17 protein-coding genes and 2 tRNA genes are annotated in these 19,876 nt (G+C 40.0%); 5 read left to right on the top strand and 14 right to left on the bottom strand.

Translation table 11 applies throughout. The features are described from left to right. Positions 1 to 58 precede the first annotated feature (58 nt). From Q0M21_RS05815 to Q0M21_RS05830, 4 genes are all read right to left on the bottom strand, one after another. On the bottom strand, positions 59 to 928 hold the full coding sequence (locus tag Q0M21_RS05815) for a cupin-like domain-containing protein (RefSeq protein WP_295335557.1): 870 nt from the start codon (positions 926 to 928) through the stop codon (positions 59 to 61). Between the two features lie 100 nt (positions 929 to 1,028). Then, entirely contained in the window at positions 1,029 to 2,114 is a 1,086-nt protein-coding gene (bioB, locus tag Q0M21_RS05820) for a biotin synthase BioB (protein WP_295335559.1), read from the bottom strand. A 78-nt stretch (positions 2,115 to 2,192) separates the two neighbouring features. Further along, complete coding sequence (locus Q0M21_RS05825; RefSeq protein ID WP_295335561.1) at positions 2,193 to 2,633, bottom strand: hypothetical protein; 441 nt, start codon at positions 2,631 to 2,633, stop codon at positions 2,193 to 2,195. A 120-nt stretch (positions 2,634 to 2,753) separates the two neighbouring features. Further along, entirely contained in the window at positions 2,754 to 3,686 is a 933-nt protein-coding gene (locus Q0M21_RS05830) for a bifunctional riboflavin kinase/FAD synthetase (RefSeq protein ID WP_295335563.1), read from the bottom strand. A gap of 214 nt (positions 3,687 to 3,900) precedes the next feature. Here Q0M21_RS05830 and Q0M21_RS05835 point away from each other — a divergent pair, with 214 nt between their 5' ends. Continuing rightward, entirely contained in the window at positions 3,901 to 6,564 is a 2,664-nt protein-coding gene (locus tag Q0M21_RS05835) for a reprolysin-like metallopeptidase (protein WP_295335565.1), read from the top strand. Positions 6,565 to 6,610: 46 nt separating this feature from the next. Here Q0M21_RS05835 and pth read toward each other — a convergent pair whose 3' ends face one another. The 3 genes from pth to Q0M21_RS05850 all read right to left on the bottom strand — a co-directional run bounded on the left by pth (position 6,611) and on the right by Q0M21_RS05850 (position 9,174). Continuing rightward, positions 6,611 to 7,231: an aminoacyl-tRNA hydrolase gene (pth, locus tag Q0M21_RS05840; protein WP_295335567.1), complete on the bottom strand. Its 621-nt coding sequence runs from the start codon at positions 7,229 to 7,231 to the stop codon at positions 6,611 to 6,613. 196 nt (positions 7,232 to 7,427) lie between these two features. Next, the gene (locus Q0M21_RS05845; protein WP_295335570.1) at positions 7,428 to 8,036 is read right to left on the bottom strand and encodes a 50S ribosomal protein L25/general stress protein Ctc; all 609 of its coding nucleotides are present in this window, start codon (positions 8,034 to 8,036) and stop codon (positions 7,428 to 7,430) included. 196 nt (positions 8,037 to 8,232) lie between these two features. Then, entirely contained in the window at positions 8,233 to 9,174 is a 942-nt protein-coding gene (locus tag Q0M21_RS05850; protein ID WP_295335608.1) for a ribose-phosphate pyrophosphokinase, read from the bottom strand. A gap of 419 nt (positions 9,175 to 9,593) precedes the next feature. On the opposite strand from Q0M21_RS05850, the gene Q0M21_RS05855 reads away from it, so the two are divergent. Continuing rightward, positions 9,594 to 9,673, top strand: a tRNA-Leu gene (locus Q0M21_RS05855). Positions 9,674 to 9,838: 165 nt separating this feature from the next. Here the strand turns inward: Q0M21_RS05855 and mgtE are convergent. The 6 genes from mgtE to serS form a co-directional block, all read right to left on the bottom strand. Next, on the bottom strand, positions 9,839 to 11,191 hold the full coding sequence (gene mgtE / locus Q0M21_RS05860; RefSeq protein WP_295335573.1) for a magnesium transporter: 1,353 nt from the start codon (positions 11,189 to 11,191) through the stop codon (positions 9,839 to 9,841). Then, the gene (rsmA, locus tag Q0M21_RS05865; protein ID WP_295335576.1) at positions 11,181 to 11,960 is read right to left on the bottom strand and encodes a 16S rRNA (adenine(1518)-N(6)/adenine(1519)-N(6))-dimethyltransferase RsmA; all 780 of its coding nucleotides are present in this window, start codon (positions 11,958 to 11,960) and stop codon (positions 11,181 to 11,183) included. Before rsmA ends, mgtE begins: the two co-directional genes overlap by 11 nt. Before the next feature lie 41 nt (positions 11,961 to 12,001). Continuing rightward, positions 12,002 to 12,223: a GIY-YIG nuclease family protein gene (locus Q0M21_RS05870; protein ID WP_367273710.1), complete on the bottom strand. Its 222-nt coding sequence runs from the start codon at positions 12,221 to 12,223 to the stop codon at positions 12,002 to 12,004. A 136-nt stretch (positions 12,224 to 12,359) separates the two neighbouring features. Next, positions 12,360 to 12,671 carry a DUF4286 family protein gene (locus Q0M21_RS05875; RefSeq protein WP_295335579.1) on the bottom strand — a complete coding sequence of 104 codons (312 nt, stop codon included), beginning with the start codon at positions 12,669 to 12,671 and terminating at the stop codon, positions 12,360 to 12,362. Between the two features lie 77 nt (positions 12,672 to 12,748). Beyond that, positions 12,749 to 14,527, bottom strand: a complete 1,779-nt coding sequence (locus tag Q0M21_RS05880) for a tetratricopeptide repeat protein (RefSeq protein WP_295335582.1) — start codon at positions 14,525 to 14,527, stop codon at positions 12,749 to 12,751. Between the two features lie 79 nt (positions 14,528 to 14,606). After that, positions 14,607 to 15,878 carry a serine--tRNA ligase gene (serS, locus tag Q0M21_RS05885; protein ID WP_295335585.1) on the bottom strand — a complete coding sequence of 424 codons (1,272 nt, stop codon included), beginning with the start codon at positions 15,876 to 15,878 and terminating at the stop codon, positions 14,607 to 14,609. 179 nt (positions 15,879 to 16,057) lie between these two features. Here serS and Q0M21_RS05890 point away from each other — a divergent pair, with 179 nt between their 5' ends. The 3 genes from Q0M21_RS05890 (at position 16,058) to Q0M21_RS05900 (ending at position 19,559) form a co-directional block, all read left to right on the top strand. After that, positions 16,058 to 17,977 carry a M1 family aminopeptidase gene (locus tag Q0M21_RS05890; RefSeq protein ID WP_295335587.1) on the top strand — a complete coding sequence of 640 codons (1,920 nt, stop codon included), beginning with the start codon at positions 16,058 to 16,060 and terminating at the stop codon, positions 17,975 to 17,977. Positions 17,978 to 18,055: 78 nt separating this feature from the next. Beyond that, entirely contained in the window at positions 18,056 to 19,402 is a 1,347-nt protein-coding gene (gene rseP, locus Q0M21_RS05895; RefSeq protein ID WP_295335590.1) for an RIP metalloprotease RseP, read from the top strand. An 83-nt stretch (positions 19,403 to 19,485) separates the two neighbouring features. Continuing rightward, positions 19,486 to 19,559: transfer RNA gene (locus Q0M21_RS05900), tRNA-Asn, on the top strand. A gap of 69 nt (positions 19,560 to 19,628) precedes the next feature. Here Q0M21_RS05900 and Q0M21_RS05905 read toward each other — a convergent pair. Then, a complete protein-coding gene (locus Q0M21_RS05905) occupies positions 19,629 to 19,760 on the bottom strand; it encodes a hypothetical protein (protein WP_295335593.1) in 132 nt (43 codons plus the stop codon). Positions 19,761 to 19,876 lie beyond the last annotated feature (116 nt).

The raw sequence follows: 19,876 nt of genomic DNA on the forward strand, positions 1-19,876 counted from the left end.
GAAATAAAAAAAGCATAACGCTTAAAAGTCGGTATCTTCGAGAATAAATCTCGAGTCACTATCCGATTTTTAAGCGTTTGTTCGTTTGGAGAATAGCTTGTTCGTTTTTGTAATCTATCCATTTTTGCCCTTTCCACCGGCGCATTAAATTGTCGAAATGACGCATTACAAATACATTGTAAGCGGCTTTAGACAGATTGCTTAAGCTTCTCGGGAAGGCTCTTAAACTCATCGAAAATCCGGGAGTAACATATTTCATGTAGTGCCAATAGCCTTCGGGCATGTAAAGCATTTCACCGTGTTTTAAATCGGTTACCAATCCTTCCGCCTTTTGGAGTGCCGGCCATTTGTCAAAATCCGGCTGGTCAAAATCGATGTCTTCTCTCGAAATTAGGGCATGAGGGACTTTATACAAATAAGGTGTTTGGTCGGGCGCAAAAAGAATACATCGTTTTTTGCCGTGAAAATGGAAGTGCAAAATGTTGGAGTAGTCAATGTCAAAGTGCATGAATACTTTGGAGTTTTCTCCGCCAAAGAAGAGCATCGGTAATTGTTTGACCAATTTTAATCCGATATCCGGCCATTTGAAATCGTTTTTCAATACCGGAACTTCTTTCATCAAATTGTATAAGAAAATACGATAATTAGTAGGCTTGGCATTCAACAAGTCGATGTAATCACTCATTTGCATTTGCGCATGTGCTTCGTTGAAGCCATCTTTATGTGAAACCGGTCGGTCATCATACAAAGGTACTATCTTATCACCGGCGACTTGTTTGATGTATTCCAGGTTCCACTTTTCAAAAGCAGGCCAATCTGCGGTTAGTTGTTCTACCACCACCGGTTTTTGCTTTTTAACATACAAGTTGTAAAAGTCCTCCTTTGAAATGGTTTTTACGCGTTCAATTTCTGTTAGTTTTAAAGACATAGACTGTTCGTATAAAAGATAAAAAAACTCCCGGTAAAAAATACCGAGAGCAAAGTTATAAAAAGCTTAACAAATTAGTAATCTTTAGGATTATGTTAACTTATTTTCCTTTAGTTGAGGCTTCTAAATTACGCTCAATAACATGACCAGGTCTTGACCATTTTGGCTTTTCTCCCAATGGTTTGTACTGGGAATCTTCGGCTTCCACAGTTTTTGGCTGCATGATTTTGATGAACGGTTTTTGCGGTTGCAATCCTAACATTTCAAACATTTTCATATCTTCATTTACGTCAGGATTAGGAGTGGTTAATAGCTTATCTCCGGCAAAAATAGAGTTGGCTCCGGCAAAGAAACACATGGCTTGGCCTTCGCGAGACATTTCCGTTCTTCCGGCAGACAAACGCACTTGTGTTTCTGGCATCACAATTCGGGTAGTGGCTACCATGCGAATCATTTCCCAAATTTCTACAGGCTTTTCGTCTTCCATAGGCGTTCCTTCAACGGCAACCAAAGCGTTAATCGGCACTGATTCCGGTTGCGGATTCAAGGTAGATAAAGCGACTAACATTCCGGCTCTGTCTTCAATGCTTTCGCCCATTCCGATAATACCACCGCTACAAACGGTAACATTAGTTTTGCGTACATTTTCAATAGTTTGCAAACGGTCTTCAAAACCGCGGGTAGAAATCACTTCTTTATAATATTCTTCCGAGGTGTCTAAATTGTGGTTATAGGCATACAATCCGGCTTCGGCCAAACGTTTGGCTTGGTTTTCGGTAAGCATTCCCAAGGTGCAACACACTTCCATGTCGAGTTTGTTGATGGTTCTTACCATTTCCAAAACCTGATCAAATTCTTCTCCGTCTTTTACATTACGCCAAGCGGCGCCCATACAAACGCGGGAAGAACCGCTGGATTTGGCTCTTAAAGCCTGTGCTTTTACTTGGCTAACTGTCATCAAATCGTTGCCTTCTATGTTGGTGTGGTAACGAGCGGCTTGCGGACAATACCCACAATCTTCCGGGCAACCACCGGTTTTAATAGAAAGTAAGGTGGAGACTTGTACCACGTTAGGATCGTGATGTGCTCTGTGAATCGTGGCTGCTTCGTAAAGCAAATCCATCAGAGGTTTATTGTATATAGCGATAATTTCTTCTTTAGTCCAATTGTGTTTAGTCATACTCATAAGTGCAATTTTATAAAGCACCAAAAGTAGGTAATTTGTCTGTAAGTTACAATGTTGACTGTAACAAAAGGAAAGGAATTAATCGGAAGAGGAGGTTTTGTTTCTCCAAAGTTGCATGGCTATAAAAACCACAATAACGGCTGAGGCGATTCCTTCAAAGAAAAGACCCAAGAGGTATTGATTGGCAGTTGGGTTCCCGCCAAAAATAAATTCCCCGGAGAGCTGACCTACATAGTCATCGCCACCTTGTAAATAAAGATAGCCTGTTAACCCTAAGATGCTTAAAAATACACCGATGAATGCTGTTAGTCCGGCGGAAATCAAGTTGGTTACATAGCCGGTTTCGTCGTCTTTAAAATTGGATTTTAAAGTGCATCGAACACCATAATAAATAATGGCGGCGTTCAGAATTCTGAGGTAGATGATTTTAGAAAAGCCAAAAAGCTCCATCATCAAAAAGAAAAACGAAATACCGAAAAAAATCAATATACCGTTCGAGATTTCTTTGGTTAGTCTCATCTTGCAATGTTTTAAGTTAAATGCAAAATAGCACTATCAAAGATAGTAATTTAACCTAAGCAAAAACTTGAGATTAACAAAAAATAATATTTAAAGTTTTGTAAGTCAGTAATTTGCGTCTTACTTTGTGGTTTCTATAAACTGTTCTGTCTCGGATCGATCGGAAAATAGTTGTGCTTTCAAAGCTTCTAGAGATGGAAATTTCTGCTCGTTGCGCAAACGTTTTAAAAAAGAAACGCTAATGGTTTTGCCGTAAAGGTCCTCATTAAAATCTAAAAAGTGAACCTCTATGGTTTGTTGGGTCCCGGCAACAGTTGGACGGGTGCCAATGTTCATCATGCCGTATACCTTTTTTTCGTTAATTTCACTGTATACTACATAAACGCCGTTTAGCGGGATGAGTTTATAGTCTTCTTTTACAAAAATATTAGCAGTTGGGAAACCGATGGTTCTACCCAATTGTTGGCCTTGAACTACCTCTCCGGTCAAGGAGTAAGCGTAGCCCAAATAGTCATTGGCCAGGTCAACATTACCTTCGTTCAGCGCTGTTCTGATTTTGGTGGAGCTAATGGAAACGTCATTGAGTTCTTCAGCCGAAATTTGCGCCACTTCAAATCCGTAAGTAGCTCCGAAGGCTATTAGGTCATTAATGTCGGCTGTTCTGTTTCTGCCGAAACGATGATCGTAGCCTATGAAAATTTTCTTCAACTGAAACGTATCCACTAAAACATCTTTGACGAATTCCTCGGCGGTCATACGCGAAAATGTTTTGTCAAATGGATGGATTACCAAATAATCTACACCAAGTTGGTCCAGAAGCGCTGTTTTTTCCTCGATGGTGTTTAGTTGTTTCATTTCAGTTCCTTCCTGTAGCACCATTCTCGGGTGTGGAAAGAAAGTTAATACCAAACTTTCGCAATCATTGATTTTGGCTGCTTCGGTAACTTGACTTACAATTTTTTGGTGACCCAAGTGTACACCGTCAAAAGTGCCAATAGTAACCACGGTGGGTTTTTTGGTAACAAAAGATGCTATGGAATGGACTATTTTCAAGAGAAAAAACGATATGGGCACAAAAATAAGCCTTAGAAACCAAATATGATAATTTTATCACACTTAAAACTGAAAATAAGGAATAATCTGAAATAATCAGTTTTAACAAGAAGGTTTTTAAAAAATAAGTAAAAAAAATTCAAAATCAACACTAAACTTTGTAAATTCTTGAAAGATGGCTATATTTGACAACGTTTTATTTAACCAATCCACAATGAAAAAAATTTTACTTTTAGTGCTCTTTATCACTTCAGTGTCAAGTGTTTCAGGACAACGAAACAATGCTTGGCAAATACTGAACAGTGATAAGGTAATTACTTCAGAAAAAATCAGAGAAGTGACCTACTCTGAAAACCAAAAATTACTGCAGTTTGATGCGGTACAATTCAAACAAATACTTGCTAATGTTGCTGAAAGAGGGTCCGGACAAGCCGGTGTTGAAATTCAGTTGCCTAATACGCAAGGAAAGTTTGAGACTTATTTGATTTGGGAATCGTCAAACTTTGCGCCTGAATTACAGGCTCAGTTTCCTGATATCAGAGCTTATGTAGGAAAAGGAGTTACCGATCCTACTGCCATTTTAAATTTAAGCTTTTCTCCACAAGGTATTCAAACCATGGTGTTTAGAGCTGACAACGGTTCAGAGTATATTGAGCCTTACACCAAAGACCGTTCGGTATATGTGGTTTTTGATTCTAAAACAAGAACCAAATCAGCTTTACCTTTTGTGTGTTCTACCGAAGAGGTGGCTATGGAAAGCGGATTACGCCAAAGCATTACCAATGTTACCCAATCCAATGATCAAGTGTACCGAACTATGCGTTTGGCCTTGTCTTGTACAGGCGAATATGGTGTTTATCACGGTGGAGTTGCCGGAGCTTTAGCGGCTATGAATGCCACCATGACCCGTTGCAACGGTGTTTTTGAAAGAGATTTGGCAGTGAAATTAATTATAATTGCTAACAATACAGCTGTAATTTATACCAATGGCGGTACTGATCCTTACAGCAACATGGGAGGTTGGAGTTCCGAACTGCAAAATACTTTGACCAGTGTAATCGGGGAGTCTAATTATGATATTGGTCATTTATTTGGATCTACCGGCGGCGGCGGATTTGCAGGATGCATTGGATGTGTTTGTGTGAATGGTGTTAAAGGAAGTGGTTATACTTCTCCTGCTGACGGTGTTCCTATGGGAGACACTTTTGATATTGATTATGTAGCGCACGAAATGGGTCACCAAATGGGAGCCAATCATACCTTTACCCACACCGGAGAAAATAATGCCGTAAATATGGAGCCGGGAAGCGGATCAACCATTATGGCCTATGCCGGAATTGGTGGTGGCGGTACGGATATGCAGAACAACTCTGATGATTATTTCACCTACAGAAGTATATTGCAAATCCAAACTAATTTATCCGGTAAAACTTGTCCGGTATCTACTAATATAGCGTCTACTAATCCAAGACCAACTGTTTCTGCCGGACTAAATTATTCTATTCCTGTAGGAACCGCCTTTAAATTAACCGGGACAGCTTCTGATACTGCCGGTCAAACACTAACCTATTGCTGGGAGCAAAATAATGATGCTACTGTCGTTGGAGGTACTTCTACTTTCCCTTCGCCAACTAAAACAGATGGGCCAAACTGGAGGTCAAGAATACCAAGTTCTTCTCCGGTTCGTTTCATGCCGCCTTTTGAAAATGTTTTAAATGGCCAATTGGTTAATATTTGGGAAACTGTTTCAACTGTGCCCAGAGCAATGCAATTTTCATTTACCGTTAGAGACAATGTTTTGGGTGGAGGTCAAACCAATACCGGTATTATGAATGTAAATGTTGTTGATGCCGGAGGGGCTTTTGCAATCACTAATCCTGCTGTAGAAAACGTTTCATGGGTTCCGGGCTCAACCCAAACAGTGACTTGGAATGTAGCAGGGACAACCGGAAGCGGAATTAATACAGCTAATGTTAATATTTTGTTTTCTACCAATGGTGGAACAACTTTTACCACTTTGGTTTCCAATACGCCTAACGATGGGTCTCAGTCTATCACTTTACCTTCAACACCTGCTCCTAATTGCAGAATTATGATTGAAGCAGTAGGTAACATTTTCTATGCGGTGTCTAAAAATATTGCCTTAGGGTATACATATACATCTACGTGTAATACTTACAGTAATAATACTGTATTGAATATTCCTGACGGTTTGGCTGCCAATGTTGCCGGAGCTACAGCTCAAAAAACAATTTCGGTACCGGCTACGGGAACCATTTCAGATGTTAATGTTACCGTGGTGGGAACACATACCTATTTCTGGGATTTGATAGTAGCCATGAATCATCCTGATGGAACACAGGTGGCTTTATTAAACAGAAATTGTAACCAAACTTCTACCGGATTTAATGTCTTGTTTAATGATGCTTCTCCGGCTATTGTTTGTGCCCCTAACTTAACGGGAACTTTTGCACCGGCTTCTGCTTTGTCTACTTTGAACGGAAAGCCAATGAACGGAACATGGAGGTTGTTGGCTAATGATAATTATATAGGAGATACCGGTTCTATTGGCAATTGGTCTATAGAGGTGTGTTCAGTAACAGTTACCTTAGATACGCCGGAAAATAGTTTGGCTGATTTTAAAGTTTTCCCTAATCCGAATAATGGTAACTTTACTTTGCAATTTTCAAATGCGGCTTCTTCAGAAATTGAAGTATCTGTATTTGACATGAGAGGAAGAAAGATATTTGAAAACACTTACAACAATGAAGGAGCTTTCAATGAAAACATCCAATTGAGTAACGCGCAAACCGGAATTTATCTGGTTTCGGTTACCGACGGGGTGAATAAAATTGTAAAGCGAATTGCGGTTGAGTAATTCATTGTAATTTCATAAAAAAAGGGAACCAATTCGGTTCCCTTTTTTATTTGCCGTTAAAGCTGTTCATGGTATTATTTAATCCAGCCAAAGCAAACGATTCGATGATTTGCTTAGCCACTTCATAGCGTTCGGGTAATTTGGCTTTTTCTTCCTCGGTCCATTCCCCTAAAACATAATCGACTTGTTGGCCTTTTTTAAATTGGTCACTGATACCAAAGCGAAAGCGCGGATATTCGGTAGTGTTTAGTAATAGTTGAATGTTTTTCAAACCGTTATGACCGCCATCGCTGCCTTTGCCTTTAATGCGAATGGTGCCGAAAGGCAAGTTTAAGTCGTCGGTAATGACTAATACATTTTCTTTGGGAATATTCTCTTTCTCCATCCAATAGTGGACGGCCTTACCGCTGAGGTTCATATAGGTGTTAGGCTTCAGAAGGATTAGTTTTCTGCCTTTAACACTGAACTCGGCTATAGCGCCCAGTTTAGCGGTTTCAAACGATACGCCTTGCTGTTGGGCTACAAAGTCTACAATTTTAAAACCAATATTGTGACGGGTATTCACATATTCAGCCCCGATATTTCCTAAACCAACGATAAGGTATTTTTTCATATTTGTATTGTGCTCCTTGGGTTTACCGGCAAAGAGTTTAGTTAACCATTTCATGAGGCAAAATTAAACTAATTTATCGCTTTCGTTGCTTGAGTAATGTGAATTTTTTAGCCACGAATTACACAAATTTCCACGAATTTAATTTGTGCTAATTTGTGTAATTCGGGGAAAGAACAGCGATTTTACATGCGCTTCTAAATAAAAAAAGCCCCGTTTTTCAACGAGGCTTTCACTATAACTTGGAAATGAATTATTTTTTCTTTCCTTTTGCCGGAGCTTTGGCTGCTTTGGCTGCTTCTTGAGCGGCTTTCATAGCGGCACGTGAAATCTTCACTTGACAAACCACAGTATTGTCCGGGTGCATCAATTTGAAGTTGTTAGTCTCCAATTTGGTAACGTATAATTTGTTACCCATTTGCAATTCAGAGATGTTAGCCTCCACAAAATCAGGAAGATTTTTAGGTAAAGCTTTCACTTTTAATCTTCTTTGGTTCAAACGTAAATCACCTCCTAACAATACACCCGGAGAGGTACCTGTAATTTTCACAGGAACTTCCATGATGATTTCTTTGTTGTCGTTCAACTGGAAGAAATCAATGTGTAAAATTTTGTCAGACACCGGGTGAAACTGAATGTCTTGAAGAATAACGTTAGACGTTTTTCCGTTCAAATCAACTACAACAGTGTGAGCGTTTGGAGTGTAAACCAATCCTTTGAATGCTTTTTCTTCTGCTGCAAAATGTACTGGTTGGTCTCCTCCGTAAATAACGCAAGGGATCATTCCAGCATCACGTAAGGCTTTCGTTGCTTTTTTGCCTACGCTTTCTCTTTCTTGTCCTTTAATCGTAATCGATTTCATTGTAAAAATATATAGTTAATAAATAAAAAATTCGTTGTTAGTTATCGGTTGTCTGTTGTCACACTTTCCGATAATCATTTAGCTTCGCTCCGTTCGCTTTTTGGGCTCGGCTGGGCGTTTCCCTTCGGGTCGGGCCTTCCGCAGTACACGGTACTTGCTGCAATCCCTAACGCAATCTCTACTAAACTTCAAATAACTACATCAGGAATTTACCACTGATGGAATTGTTGTGTTGCACCATGTGCATTACTTCGGCGAAGAGCGGTGCACAACTCACCACTTTTATTTTGTTCGACTCTCTCTTTAACGGAATTGAATCGGTTACAATCAATTCTGATAACTTAGAGTTCTCAATTTTCTCATACGCTTCACCCGAAAGTATCGCGTGTGTACAAATGGCTCTCACGCTAAGTGCTCCTTTCTCCATCATCAAATCCGCAGCTTTGGCTAAGGTTCCTCCGGTGTCAATCATGTCGTCTACCAAAATCACATTTCTGCCTTTTACTTCTCCAATCAGTTCCATGGTGTCAATTACATTGGCTGCTTTGCGTTGCTTGTAACAAATGACCACATCCGATTCTAAAAATTTAGAATAGGCATAGGCTCTTTTCGAACCGCCCATATCCGGAGACGCGATGGTTAAGTTTTCCAACTGTAAACTTTTTACATATGGTAAAAAGATAGTCGAGGCAAACAAATGATCCACCGGTTTTTCGAAGAATCCTTGAATTTGATCGGCGTGTAAATCCATGGTCATGATTCGGGTAGCGCCGGCAGTTTCCAATAATTTGGCTACTAATTTGGCACCAATCGGCACACGAGGTTTGTCTTTACGGTCTTGTCTGGCCCATCCAAAGTACGGAATTACCGGAGTAATGTGTCGGGCTGAAGCGCGTTTAGCGGCATCAATCATCAACAATAGCTCCATTAAATTGTCGGCACTCGGAAACGTAGAGCAAACAATAAAAACGCGTAATCCTCTTATGGATTCCTCAAACGAAGGCTGAAACTCGCCATCACTATATTTTGAGAACGTAACTTTACCCAGCGGCACACCATAGTTTTTAGCTATTTGTTCGGCCAGATAGACGCTTTGGGAACAGGCAAATATCTTTGCTTCGGGTTCTAAATGCGACATTGTAATTTGTTGTTTAGTTCCGATGTGTTGCTGCTTTTTTGCTGTTTGGAACTCCAAAAGCCGGTAAGCATAAACGCCTCGGATGTAGTTAGTTAGTTGTGTGTTGCTGTAATGCGGTGCAAATTTAGAAATTAAATCCGACTCTGAAAGCATTTTTTTGTCTATTTTTTTGAGGATATGAGAAAAAATTATTTACATTTGCACCCACAAAACACCAAAAGTGTTCCGCACGGTTTTCAAGTTTTGTCTGATTTTCTAAAAATCACCAAACGATTTCCGAAAAGAACTTGCCCGGATGGCATAACTTTAATTAATTTTTTCTAAAAATTAACTAAACCATCCGAATTTGGAAATGCCCGGATGGCATAACTTTAATTAATTTTTTCTAAAAATTAACTAAACCATCCGAATTGGGAAATGCCCGGATGGCGGAATTGGTAGACGCGCACGACTCAAACTCGTGTTCTTAGGAGTGTGGGTTCGATTCCCACTCCGGGTACTAAAGAAAACCTCTCAATATTGAGAGGTTTTTTTATTTATAATATTTCCGCATTCTTAAGATTGTGGGTTCGACCTGCCTGCCTGCCTACTGGTTTCCACTCCGGTCTGTCTATCGGTAGGTAGGGTAAAAAGAAAACTCCTCCGTACTGAGAGTTTTTTTATTTTAAAATCCTAGAATCATTTTAGCAATCGAAAAGTAAATCAAAATCCCGCAAATGTCGTTGCTGGTGGTAATGAAAGGTCCGGTAGCCAAAGCCGGATCAATACCAAACTTGTTAAGCAATAAAGGAATTGAGGTTCCAATTAGTGAGGCAATAATGATGACCGAAATTAAGGCAACCGTCACGATTAGCCCAATAGTGGTTTCTACACCCAACAAAAAGTGACTGCCTAAAAACAGGATGGAAGCCAGAATCACACCGTTTAACAAACTCAATGAGATTTCTTTCAGCAAACGGTTAAAGATAGAACCGCTGATAGATTGATTGGCCAAACCTTGTACAATAATCGCCGAAGATTGTACGCCAACGTTCCCGGCCATCGCAGCAATAAGCGGTGTAAAGAAAAATAATTTGTAGTGTTCTTTCATTGCACCTTCAAAAAGCCCTAACATTTCCACCGAGATGAATCCGCCTAAAAGTGCTAAAACCAACCAAGGCAAACGCGCTTTGGTGAGTTCGATAATGCTGTCATCGGCCTCTACATCTTGAGAGATACCCGCTGCCAACTGGTAATCTTTATCGGCTTCATCCTTGATTACGTCTACAATGTCATCGATGGTGATTCTGCCCACCAATCGGCCCATTTCATCTACTACCGGTATGGCTTCCAAATCGTATTTCTGCATGATGCGAGCCACATCGGTATTCGGAGTGTCAACGCGAACGTAATCTACTTTTTTGATGTAAACCTGACTGATAGGCGTTTTGGTGGATGTCGTCAATAAGTCTTTTAAAGACAAACGGCCTTTCAATCGGTTTTCATCGTCCACCACATAAATCGAGTGTACGCGAGTCACATTTTCCGCTTGGATACGCATTTCTTTGACGCAAGTCAGTACGTTCCAGTTTTCGTTGACTTTCACCAATTCTTTTCCCATCAAACCGCCGGCAGTATCTTCGTCGTAACGCAACAAATCGACTATGTCTTTGGCGTGTTCTACGTCTTCTAATTCAGAGATTACTTCTTCTTTTTTGCTTTGGGAAAGTTCGGCTATAATGTCGGCAGCGTCATCAGTGTCCAACTCGTCCAACTCTTCAGCAATTTCTTTAGCCGATAAACCTTGGAGGATTTTTTCACGCAAATCATCTTCCAATTCCGGTAAGATTTCCGCGGTGATTTCGCTGTCTAAAATTTTGAAAATATAAGTCGCTTCTGCAATTTCCAATTCTTCGAAAATCTCTGCAATATCAGCATGATGCAGGTCGTTAAGCAATACTTCCAATGCCGAATCATTCTTGGCATGGATGAGTTGCTCAATTTGTGCTAAAAGTTCTTTGCTGATTTTAAACTGCATTGGCTTCTATTTTTTGGGTAAGTTCGATAAATTGCTCAACACTGAGTTGTTCCGGACGGAGGTCAAAGATACTATCTTCTTTTAAATTATCCGTCAAATTAAAGGATTTTAGACTGTTTCGAAGTGTTTTTCGGCGTTGTTGAAAGCCTGTTTTTACCACCGAAAAGAATAATTTTTCACTGCATGGCAAAGTGAAATTGGCTTTTCTGCGCAAACGCAATACACCCGATTTGACCTTTGGTGGCGGATTAAATACATGTTCGTGTACCGTAAACAAATATTCAGCGTCATAAAAGGCCTGCACCAAAACTGATAAAATCCCGTAAGTTTTACTGCCTTTCTTTTCGCAGATGCGTTCGGCCACTTCTTTCTGAAACATCCCGGTAAACTCGGGTACTTGGTCGCGCAATTCCAAACATTTAAAGACAATTTGCGACGAAATGTTATACGGAAAATTGCCGGTGATAGCGAACGGTTTGCCTTCAAACACTTCGTTAATGTTGTACTTCAAGAAATCTTTGGAGATAATCTTACCGTGTAATTTCGGATAATATGCATTAAGGTAATCTACCGATTCCGTATCGATTTCGATGACGTAAGTGTTAATGGGTTTTTCTAACAAATATTTGGTCAGCACGCCCATACCCGGACCAATTTCCAATACGTTATCGTAGCCTTCCAACCCTAAGGTATCGGCTATGTCTTTGGCAATACTCTCATCCGTTAGGAAATGTTGCCCGAGGTGTTTTTTGGCTTTTACTTGGCTCATGGATACTCTTTTGTCATTCCCGCGCAGGCGGGAATCCATTGTTAATTATTCCAATTTTCAGAGAGATCTTTCCAATCTTTATTTTCTCCTTCAATCAAGTTTATTTTCCATTGACGATTCCATTTTTTGAGTTGTTTTTCTCTATCAATGGCATCGTTTATATATTGGAATGTTTCATAATAAACTAACAATTTTACATCATATTTTGCTGTAAAACAGTTTGGGTTTAGCTTTTTTTTGTGTTCATCAATTCTTCTTTCAATATTTTTTAGTTACGCCAATATATAACGTGCCATTCTTTTTGTTGGCTAAAATATAAACATAGTATTGACGAAAGGACTGCATTCTAGCTGCTTTTATTTGTAGATTACCGCCTACGCGGGAATGACAAAAACGGGGTTAATGGTCACTAATCAATTCCAATTCCGTTCTGAATGCCAACATTTTATCGCCAAACAAACGAAGTCCTTCTTCGCGCAATCGTGGGGCATCTTCTTCGTAATAACTTTGGAGGGTTTCGCGGCTGTCGGTGGTGTATTGAATAGAATAGGTAGTACCGCCCATTTCTTCTTCCACCAAAACTTTAACCATGCGTGCCGCTGAAAATTTGCCGGTAGCCAACACGTCTTTGATGTGTTTTTCCTGCATCCATTGCATCCATTGGTCGTGCACGCTTTCGTGTATATTGATGGTAACGTTGTAAAGTATCATGTGAATGTAGATTTTTGAGTAACGATTTTAGATTTCAGATTAAATAATGATTTGCCAACTGTGACTGCGACTGAAAACTATAAATTATTGTCCCCGCGCAGTTTTCGGTATTTGTTCCTTGAGTCGACAAAGTAAATGCTGTCCTCGTGTTTGAAAATGATTTCTTCATACAACGGTTTGGCTTTTTCTGCATCGTTTAGATTCATATTGTAAATTTCGGCTGAATAGTACAGTGCTTCATCGCGGTAAATACAATCTGTATGGTTGTTCAGTAGGTTGGCGTAATAGTTTAAAGCTTGGGTATAATCGCCCATTTTTTCATAGGTTTTTCCCAGGCGAAGCAAAGTCACCGGTTCAATGGTTTCGCCTTTGTGCTCTTTTAAAATGAGTTGGAACTGCGCTAAGGCTTCCGGTTTTTTATTTTGGTACAACAAGAAATCGGCACGTGCCAATTTTTTCAATGCCACTTGAGTCGAATCTTCCACGGTATTGTCACTGATGAGCAGGAACAAATCTAAAGCATCGTTGGCAATCAGTTGAGTGGAAGCTGATTTCAGTACTTTGAGTTGGTGCGAAGCCCATTCGAAATCACCTTTGTAATAGCTGGTTTTGGCCGTTTTGAGTTGCGCTTCTTGTCCGGTAACATCGCCGCTCATGTCTTCGCTGACTTGCGAATAATAAATTAACGCTTGGTTGAATTTTTCTTCAAACAAAAGAATATCCGCCAATTGCATTTTCAAATCGGCTATTTGGTAGCGGTTCACCGGCATTTCCATGGCATTTTTCAAAATGGTTTTGGCTTTTTCTGGATTGTTCAAATGGAATGCGGTAAAATCGGCCTCCAATTCTAGCAATTCTAAAGTGTACGGACTAACCCCGAATTCTTTGATTAGTTTGTCTAAAGTAGCCGTGATTTCGGGATAATCTTTTGCTGTGGCGCGCTCAATTTTCATGTCTAACAAATACGAATGCGCTTGGATGAGCAACTCCAAATCGTTGGTGTTTTCCAAAACAAAAGTCAGAATCTCCGAAGCTGAATCTTGGTCGTTGTCGCTGATGGCCATCTGTGCCAAGTTAACGATATTACTGAACGAATCCGGATTTCTTTTGTAAATGGCTTTTTGTTGGATAAAGGCCTTACCGTATTCTTTTTGTTGGACAAAAAACCAGCTCAAAAAGTCGTTCCAAAATACATCTTGCGTTTTTTGTGCGCGCAATAACAATGCTTTTTTTAAAGTATCGTTAAAATTGGCATCGGCATCTTCGGTCATAAAACGCGACAACTGATTTTGAATGATGGGTAAGTTTTGCGGATTTTGATAGGCTTCTAACAAATAGGTTTCTATCATCAAATCGGGTTCGCCTTTTTGACCGTAAATCACGGCCATTTGAAAGTTAAAGCTCAATCTGGGATCGATTTCCAAAGCCGTTTTGTACGCTAAAAGGGCATAATCAAACAAGGCCTTTCGCTCGAAAATATAGGCAATCCCGTAGGCTTCAGGCGCATTTTTTCTGATTTTAACTATGGCTTGATCGTAATATTTGTTGGCTTTTTCTTGGTTTTTTTGAAGTTGGTAGTTGTATCCTAGTTCCACCAATAACGTGCTTTGGCGGTATTTTTCTAAGCGCGCTTGTATGGCTTTTTCGGCTTTGTCGTACTGCTGTAATTGTTGGTAACATTCTACTACTCTTTGAAAGTAGTTGGTGTTGCCTTGTTGGCCTTTGAGTAGTTCTTCATAGCTTACCAAAGCCTTTTCAAATTCGCCACGGTCAAAGTAATTGTTGGCCAATTGTTCGTTTTGAGCCTGAGCCCAAATCGACAGTAAAAACAACAAAACAGTGAGTAATTTTTTCATGACTACAGTAAAACAACAATGTACTAAAGTAACACTTTTTGTGTTCGTTTAGTACATTGTTTAGGTAAGTTTAACGCAATTAGTTAATGATGTCAAAACCGGTGTACGGTCGCAACACTTCCGGAACAACAATACCTTCCGGAGTTTGATAATTTTCTATAATACCCGCCAATACGCGTGGTAAAGCCAATGAGCTACCGTTTAAGGTATGTGCCAATTGGGTTTTGCCGTCTTTTCCTTTAAAGCGCAATTTTAAACGATTGGCTTGGTAGGTTTCAAAATTTGACACCGAAGAAATTTCCAACCAACGGTCTTGTGCGGTTGAGAACACTTCAAAGTCGTAGGTCATGGCTGAGGCAAATCCCATATCGCCGCCGCACAAACGCAAAATACGGTACGGTAATTTTAATTCTTTTAAAATCGATTTTACGTGTTCCACCATGCCGTCTAAGGCCTCGTAGGATGTATCAGGATGTTCAATGCGAACAATTTCTACTTTGTCAAATTGGTGCAAACGGTTCAAGCCGCGAACGTGCGCGCCCCAAGAACCGGCTTCTCTTCGGAAACAAGGCGTATAACCCGTAGCCAAAATAGGCAGGTCTTTTTCTTGTAGAATCACATCGCGGTAAATGTTGGTTACCGGAACTTCGGCAGTAGGAATCAGGTACAAATCGTCTTTGGCATCGTGGTACATTTGACCTTCTTTGTCCGGCAATTGTCCGGTTCCGTAAGCCGAAGCTTCATTCACCATGTGCGGCACTTGAAATTCTTGATACCCGGCTTCAGTGTTTTTGTCTAAGAAGTAGGAAATCAAAGCGCGTTGTAGTTTGGCGCCTTTGCCTTTGTACACCGGAAATCCCGGAGCGGTGATTTTCGTTCCTAATTCGAAATCGATAATGTCGTATTTTTTGATCAAATCCCAATGCGGTAAAGCTCCTTCGTGCAATACCGGAATCTCACCTTCCTGAAATACGTTTAGGTTGTCATCGGCCGATTTACCGTGCGGGACTAAATCGGCAGGCGTATTCGGCAACAAATACATTTTTTGCAACAACTCATTAGCATAACCGTCTAGTTTCTCCGATAATTCCTTGCTGGTTTCTTTGAGTTGACTTGTTTTTTGTTTTAAAATTTCGGCTTTGGCTTTTTCTCCGCTCTTCATCATTTCGCCTATGGCTGAGGAAAGTTTATTGGCTTCCGCCAAGGTATTGTCGAGGGCCACTTGAGTGCTTCTTCGGTTTTCATCTAACTGTATGGCTTCTTCCACGATGGCGGTAGCATCCATATTTCTTTTGGCTAAAGCGGCCAGCACTTTTTCCTTATTTTCTCTGATGTAACTAATTTGTAACATGACGGTTTTCTTTATTACGCCCGCAAATTTAATGAAATGTTTGATAAAACCTTTGGGATGCTCAAAAACTTGCATAGGTAACCAAATTAGGGTCAAAGGAATACTAAACGGTTTTATCATTTGTTTGACTATGCTTAAGAGCAATTATTGTTATATTCGCAGCAATTCAATCGCTTACTATGAGAAAACTCTACTTTTTACTGTTTTTTTTGACTATTACATCGATTTTTGCCCAAAGCGATGTTTTAGAAACCCAAACGATTGCGGAAATGGAAGGGAAATCGGCTTCAAGAACCTTAAATTTTCAAGCCAACGCCAATACGCTCAATTACGATGTAACCTATCACAAGTTAGAACTCACCGTAGACCCGGCGGTTTATTTTGTTAACGGAAAAGTAACCACGACGTTTACGGCCTTAGACAATATGAATACTGTGACTTTTGATTTGGCTAATGAATTGGCAGTAACATCTGTAAAACAAGGAACAACTAACTTGAGTTTTGTACAAAACGGAAACAATGAGTTGGTCATTACTTTACCGACTACTTTAGCCACCGGAAGTTCAGCCACCGTAGAAATGGTTTACTCGGGAGCACCGCCGCAAAATGCTTTTGAAGCGTTTGCCATTAATGTGCATTCGGGAGCTGCCGGCATGTGGACCTTGTCTGAACCATATGGTGCTCGCGATTGGTGGCCTTGCAAGCAGGATTTGAGTGATAAAATCAACACTATCGATGTTTACATTACAGCCCCTAGTCAGTACGTAAGTGCAGCCAATGGGATGGAGCAATCTCAAGTGGTAAATGGTAACGGGACCAAAACAACTCATTTTCGACACACTTACCCGATTCCGGCCTATCTGATTGCCTTTGCGGTTACCAATTATCAAGTATACACCCAAACCGCCGGAACTGCTCCGAATACTTTTCCGATTGTGAATTACATCTATCCCGAAAATTACAATTCGGCAGTGACTGCTGTGGCCCAAACTTTACCTATCATGAATTTGTTCGAAACCTTATTCGAACCCTATCCGTTTCGTAATGAAAAGTACGGGCATGCGCAATTCGGTTGGGGCGGTGGCATGGAACACACCACGGTATCGTTCATGGGAAATTTCAGTCGGGGATTAATTGCCCACGAATTGGCTCATCAATGGTTTGGCGATAAAATTACCTGCGGTACTTGGAAAGACATTTGGCTCAATGAAGGATTTGCTACCTATTTATCGGCTTTGGTAATAGAAAATTTAGATGGGCCTAATGCGTTTGTGGCGCAAAAAGCGAGTATGGTTGATTTTATTACTTCCAGTCCATCGGGGAATTTGTATTTAACCGATGCCCAATTGACCGATGTAGGCAGAATTTTCAGCAGTCGCTTAAGCTATAACAAAGGAGCGATGGTTTTGGAGATGTTGCGTTTTAAAATGGGTGATACTGCCTTTTTTCAAGCCTTGCAAAATTATTTAGCCGATCCAAATTTAGCTTATGATTATGCCGTTACTACCGATTTAAAAGCGCATTTAGAAGCGGTGTACGGACAAAGTTTAACGGAGTTTTTCAACGATTGGGTTTACAACCAAGGCTATCCTACGTATAGTATAACGGCTCAAAATTGGGGTTCGGGTCAGGCGCGATTTGTAATCAATCAAACCCAATCGCATGCCTCGGTGAGCTTTTTTGAAATGCCGGTGCCGGTAAGAGTTTTTGGTTCGAACGGAGAAACGGCCGATTTGATTTTGAACAATACCGCCAACGGACAGGAGTTTATTGTGGATGTGCCGTTTGCCATCACCAACGTGCAGTTCGATCCTGAATACCACTTGATTTCTCGAAATTCTAATGCTACTCTCAGCAGTGAAACATTTTCATTAAACCAAGCCATAGCTTTATATCCCAATCCGAGTAGTGCCGAATTACACCTTCAAATGCCTAACAATGTGATTTTGGAAAAAGTGACAGTATACAACAGTTTAGGGCAAAAAGTATTCGAAAATACCGGTTTGGATTTCGAGATTAGCAGTTTATCAGCCGGAGTTCATTACCTTAGTATCCAAACTTCTGAAGGAACCTTTCATAAAAAATTCATAAAAAAATAACCAAAGACAAATAATGTGTACGGGAGTAAGGTGAAAACCTTACTTTTGTGCGTTTAAAAGAAATGACAGTTTAAAAACATGGAAATTGCAATCAAACTTTCTCAGTTCTTACTGAGTTTATCAATACTTATCATTTTACACGAATTAGGGCACTTTATTCCGGCCAAATTATTCAAAACCAGAGTCGAAAAGTTCTATTTGTTTTTCGATATCAAATATTCTCTACTCAAGAAGAAAATAGGGGAAACCGAGTACGGTATCGGATGGTTGCCTTTGGGCGGGTATGTGAAAATCTCGGGAATGATTGATGAAAGTATGGATACCGAGCAAATGGCACAAGAGCCGCAACCTTGGGAATTCCGCTCTAAACCGGCTTGGCAACGCTTAATCATCATGTTGGGCGGTGTCACGGTGAATTTTATTTTGGCCTTCATCATTTACATAGGGATGACCTTTTTCTACGGTGAAAAATACATCAATAACAACGATGTGAAAGATGGGATTTGGGTACAAAATCAAGAATTAGAAAAAGCCGGAATACAAACCGGAGATAAACTATTGGCCATCGATGGTAAGCCAATAACAAAATTTGATCCTTCGGTAAATATGGAGGTATTGATGGCTAAAACCGTTTTGGTAAACCGCAATGGTGAAGAGAAAACCATTACACTGCCAAATAATTTCATTGGAAAGTTTATCGACCAAGATAAAAAAGCTTTAATTGCTTTGAGAATGCCGTTTGTGGTTGGCGGTTTTGCCGACAATTCACCCAACAAAGAGCAACTGAAACCCAAAGATATTTTAGTCTCGATGAATGGACAATCCTTGCGTTATTTCGATCAGGCCGGTCCGGCTTTTGCCGCCCATAAAGGGAAAAAAGTAGAAGCAGTTGTGTTGCGTGACGGTAAAGAAACTAAAGTAACCTTAGCCGTAAACAACAACGGAAAAATCGGAGTCGCCCCTGCTCAGATTACCGAGACGAATCTGGAAAAATTAGGCTATTACCAATTCAGTACCGAAACGTTTGGCTTTTTTGAATCCATTCCGGTTGGAATCAACAAAGGATTTGCCCAATTGGAAAATTATTGGAAGCAGTTAAAATTAATCTTCAATCCAAGCACCGGAGCTTATAAAGGTGTTGGTGGATTCCACGCTATTTACAATGTATTCCCGGATACTTGGAGTTGGGAAGCTTTTTGGAGTATTACAGCATTGTTGTCTATCATGTTAGGCGTAATGAATTTATTGCCGATTCCGGCCTTAGATGGTGGTCACGTGATGTTCTTATTATACGAAATGATATCCGGTAAAAAACCAAGTGATAAGTTCATGGAAAAAGCGCAACTGGTTGGCTTTGTTTTACTTATTTCATTGTTGTTATTTGCTAACGGAAATGATATTTACAAAGCCATAGTCGGCAAGTAATTTTTTTTAAAATTTTATTCATTTTTATTTGCAAAAAATAAAAATCGTTCTATCTTTGCAACCGCTTAAAAGATATAACATCTTCCTCCTTAGCTCAGTTGGTTAGAGCATCTGACTGTTAATCAGAGGGTCCTTGGTTCGAGCCCAAGAGGGGGAGCAACAACTGAAATCCAATCTATTTATTTAGGTTGGATTTTTTGTTTTTACTCACTTCTCATCATTTTCATCAAGAATTCAATCTTACTAAATGCAAATTCCAGTGATATTGACCACCTAATTCCAATTTAAAGTGACCACCTGATTCCAATTCAAAATGACCACCTAATTTCGGAGCAAAATGACCACCTAAACTTTTCATTAAAAACTACTTTTTTTCATGAGTTATTTTGTTAATCAAATATACTAAAATTGCTCTTTGTTAATTCCTTTTTTCTTTCTCATGGATTCGCCTTGTAATTCAATTCGATGTGATTG

It is taken from the genome of Flavobacterium sp., from assembly GCF_024710485.1.
GTDB lineage: Bacteria > Bacteroidota > Bacteroidia > Flavobacteriales > Flavobacteriaceae > Flavobacterium.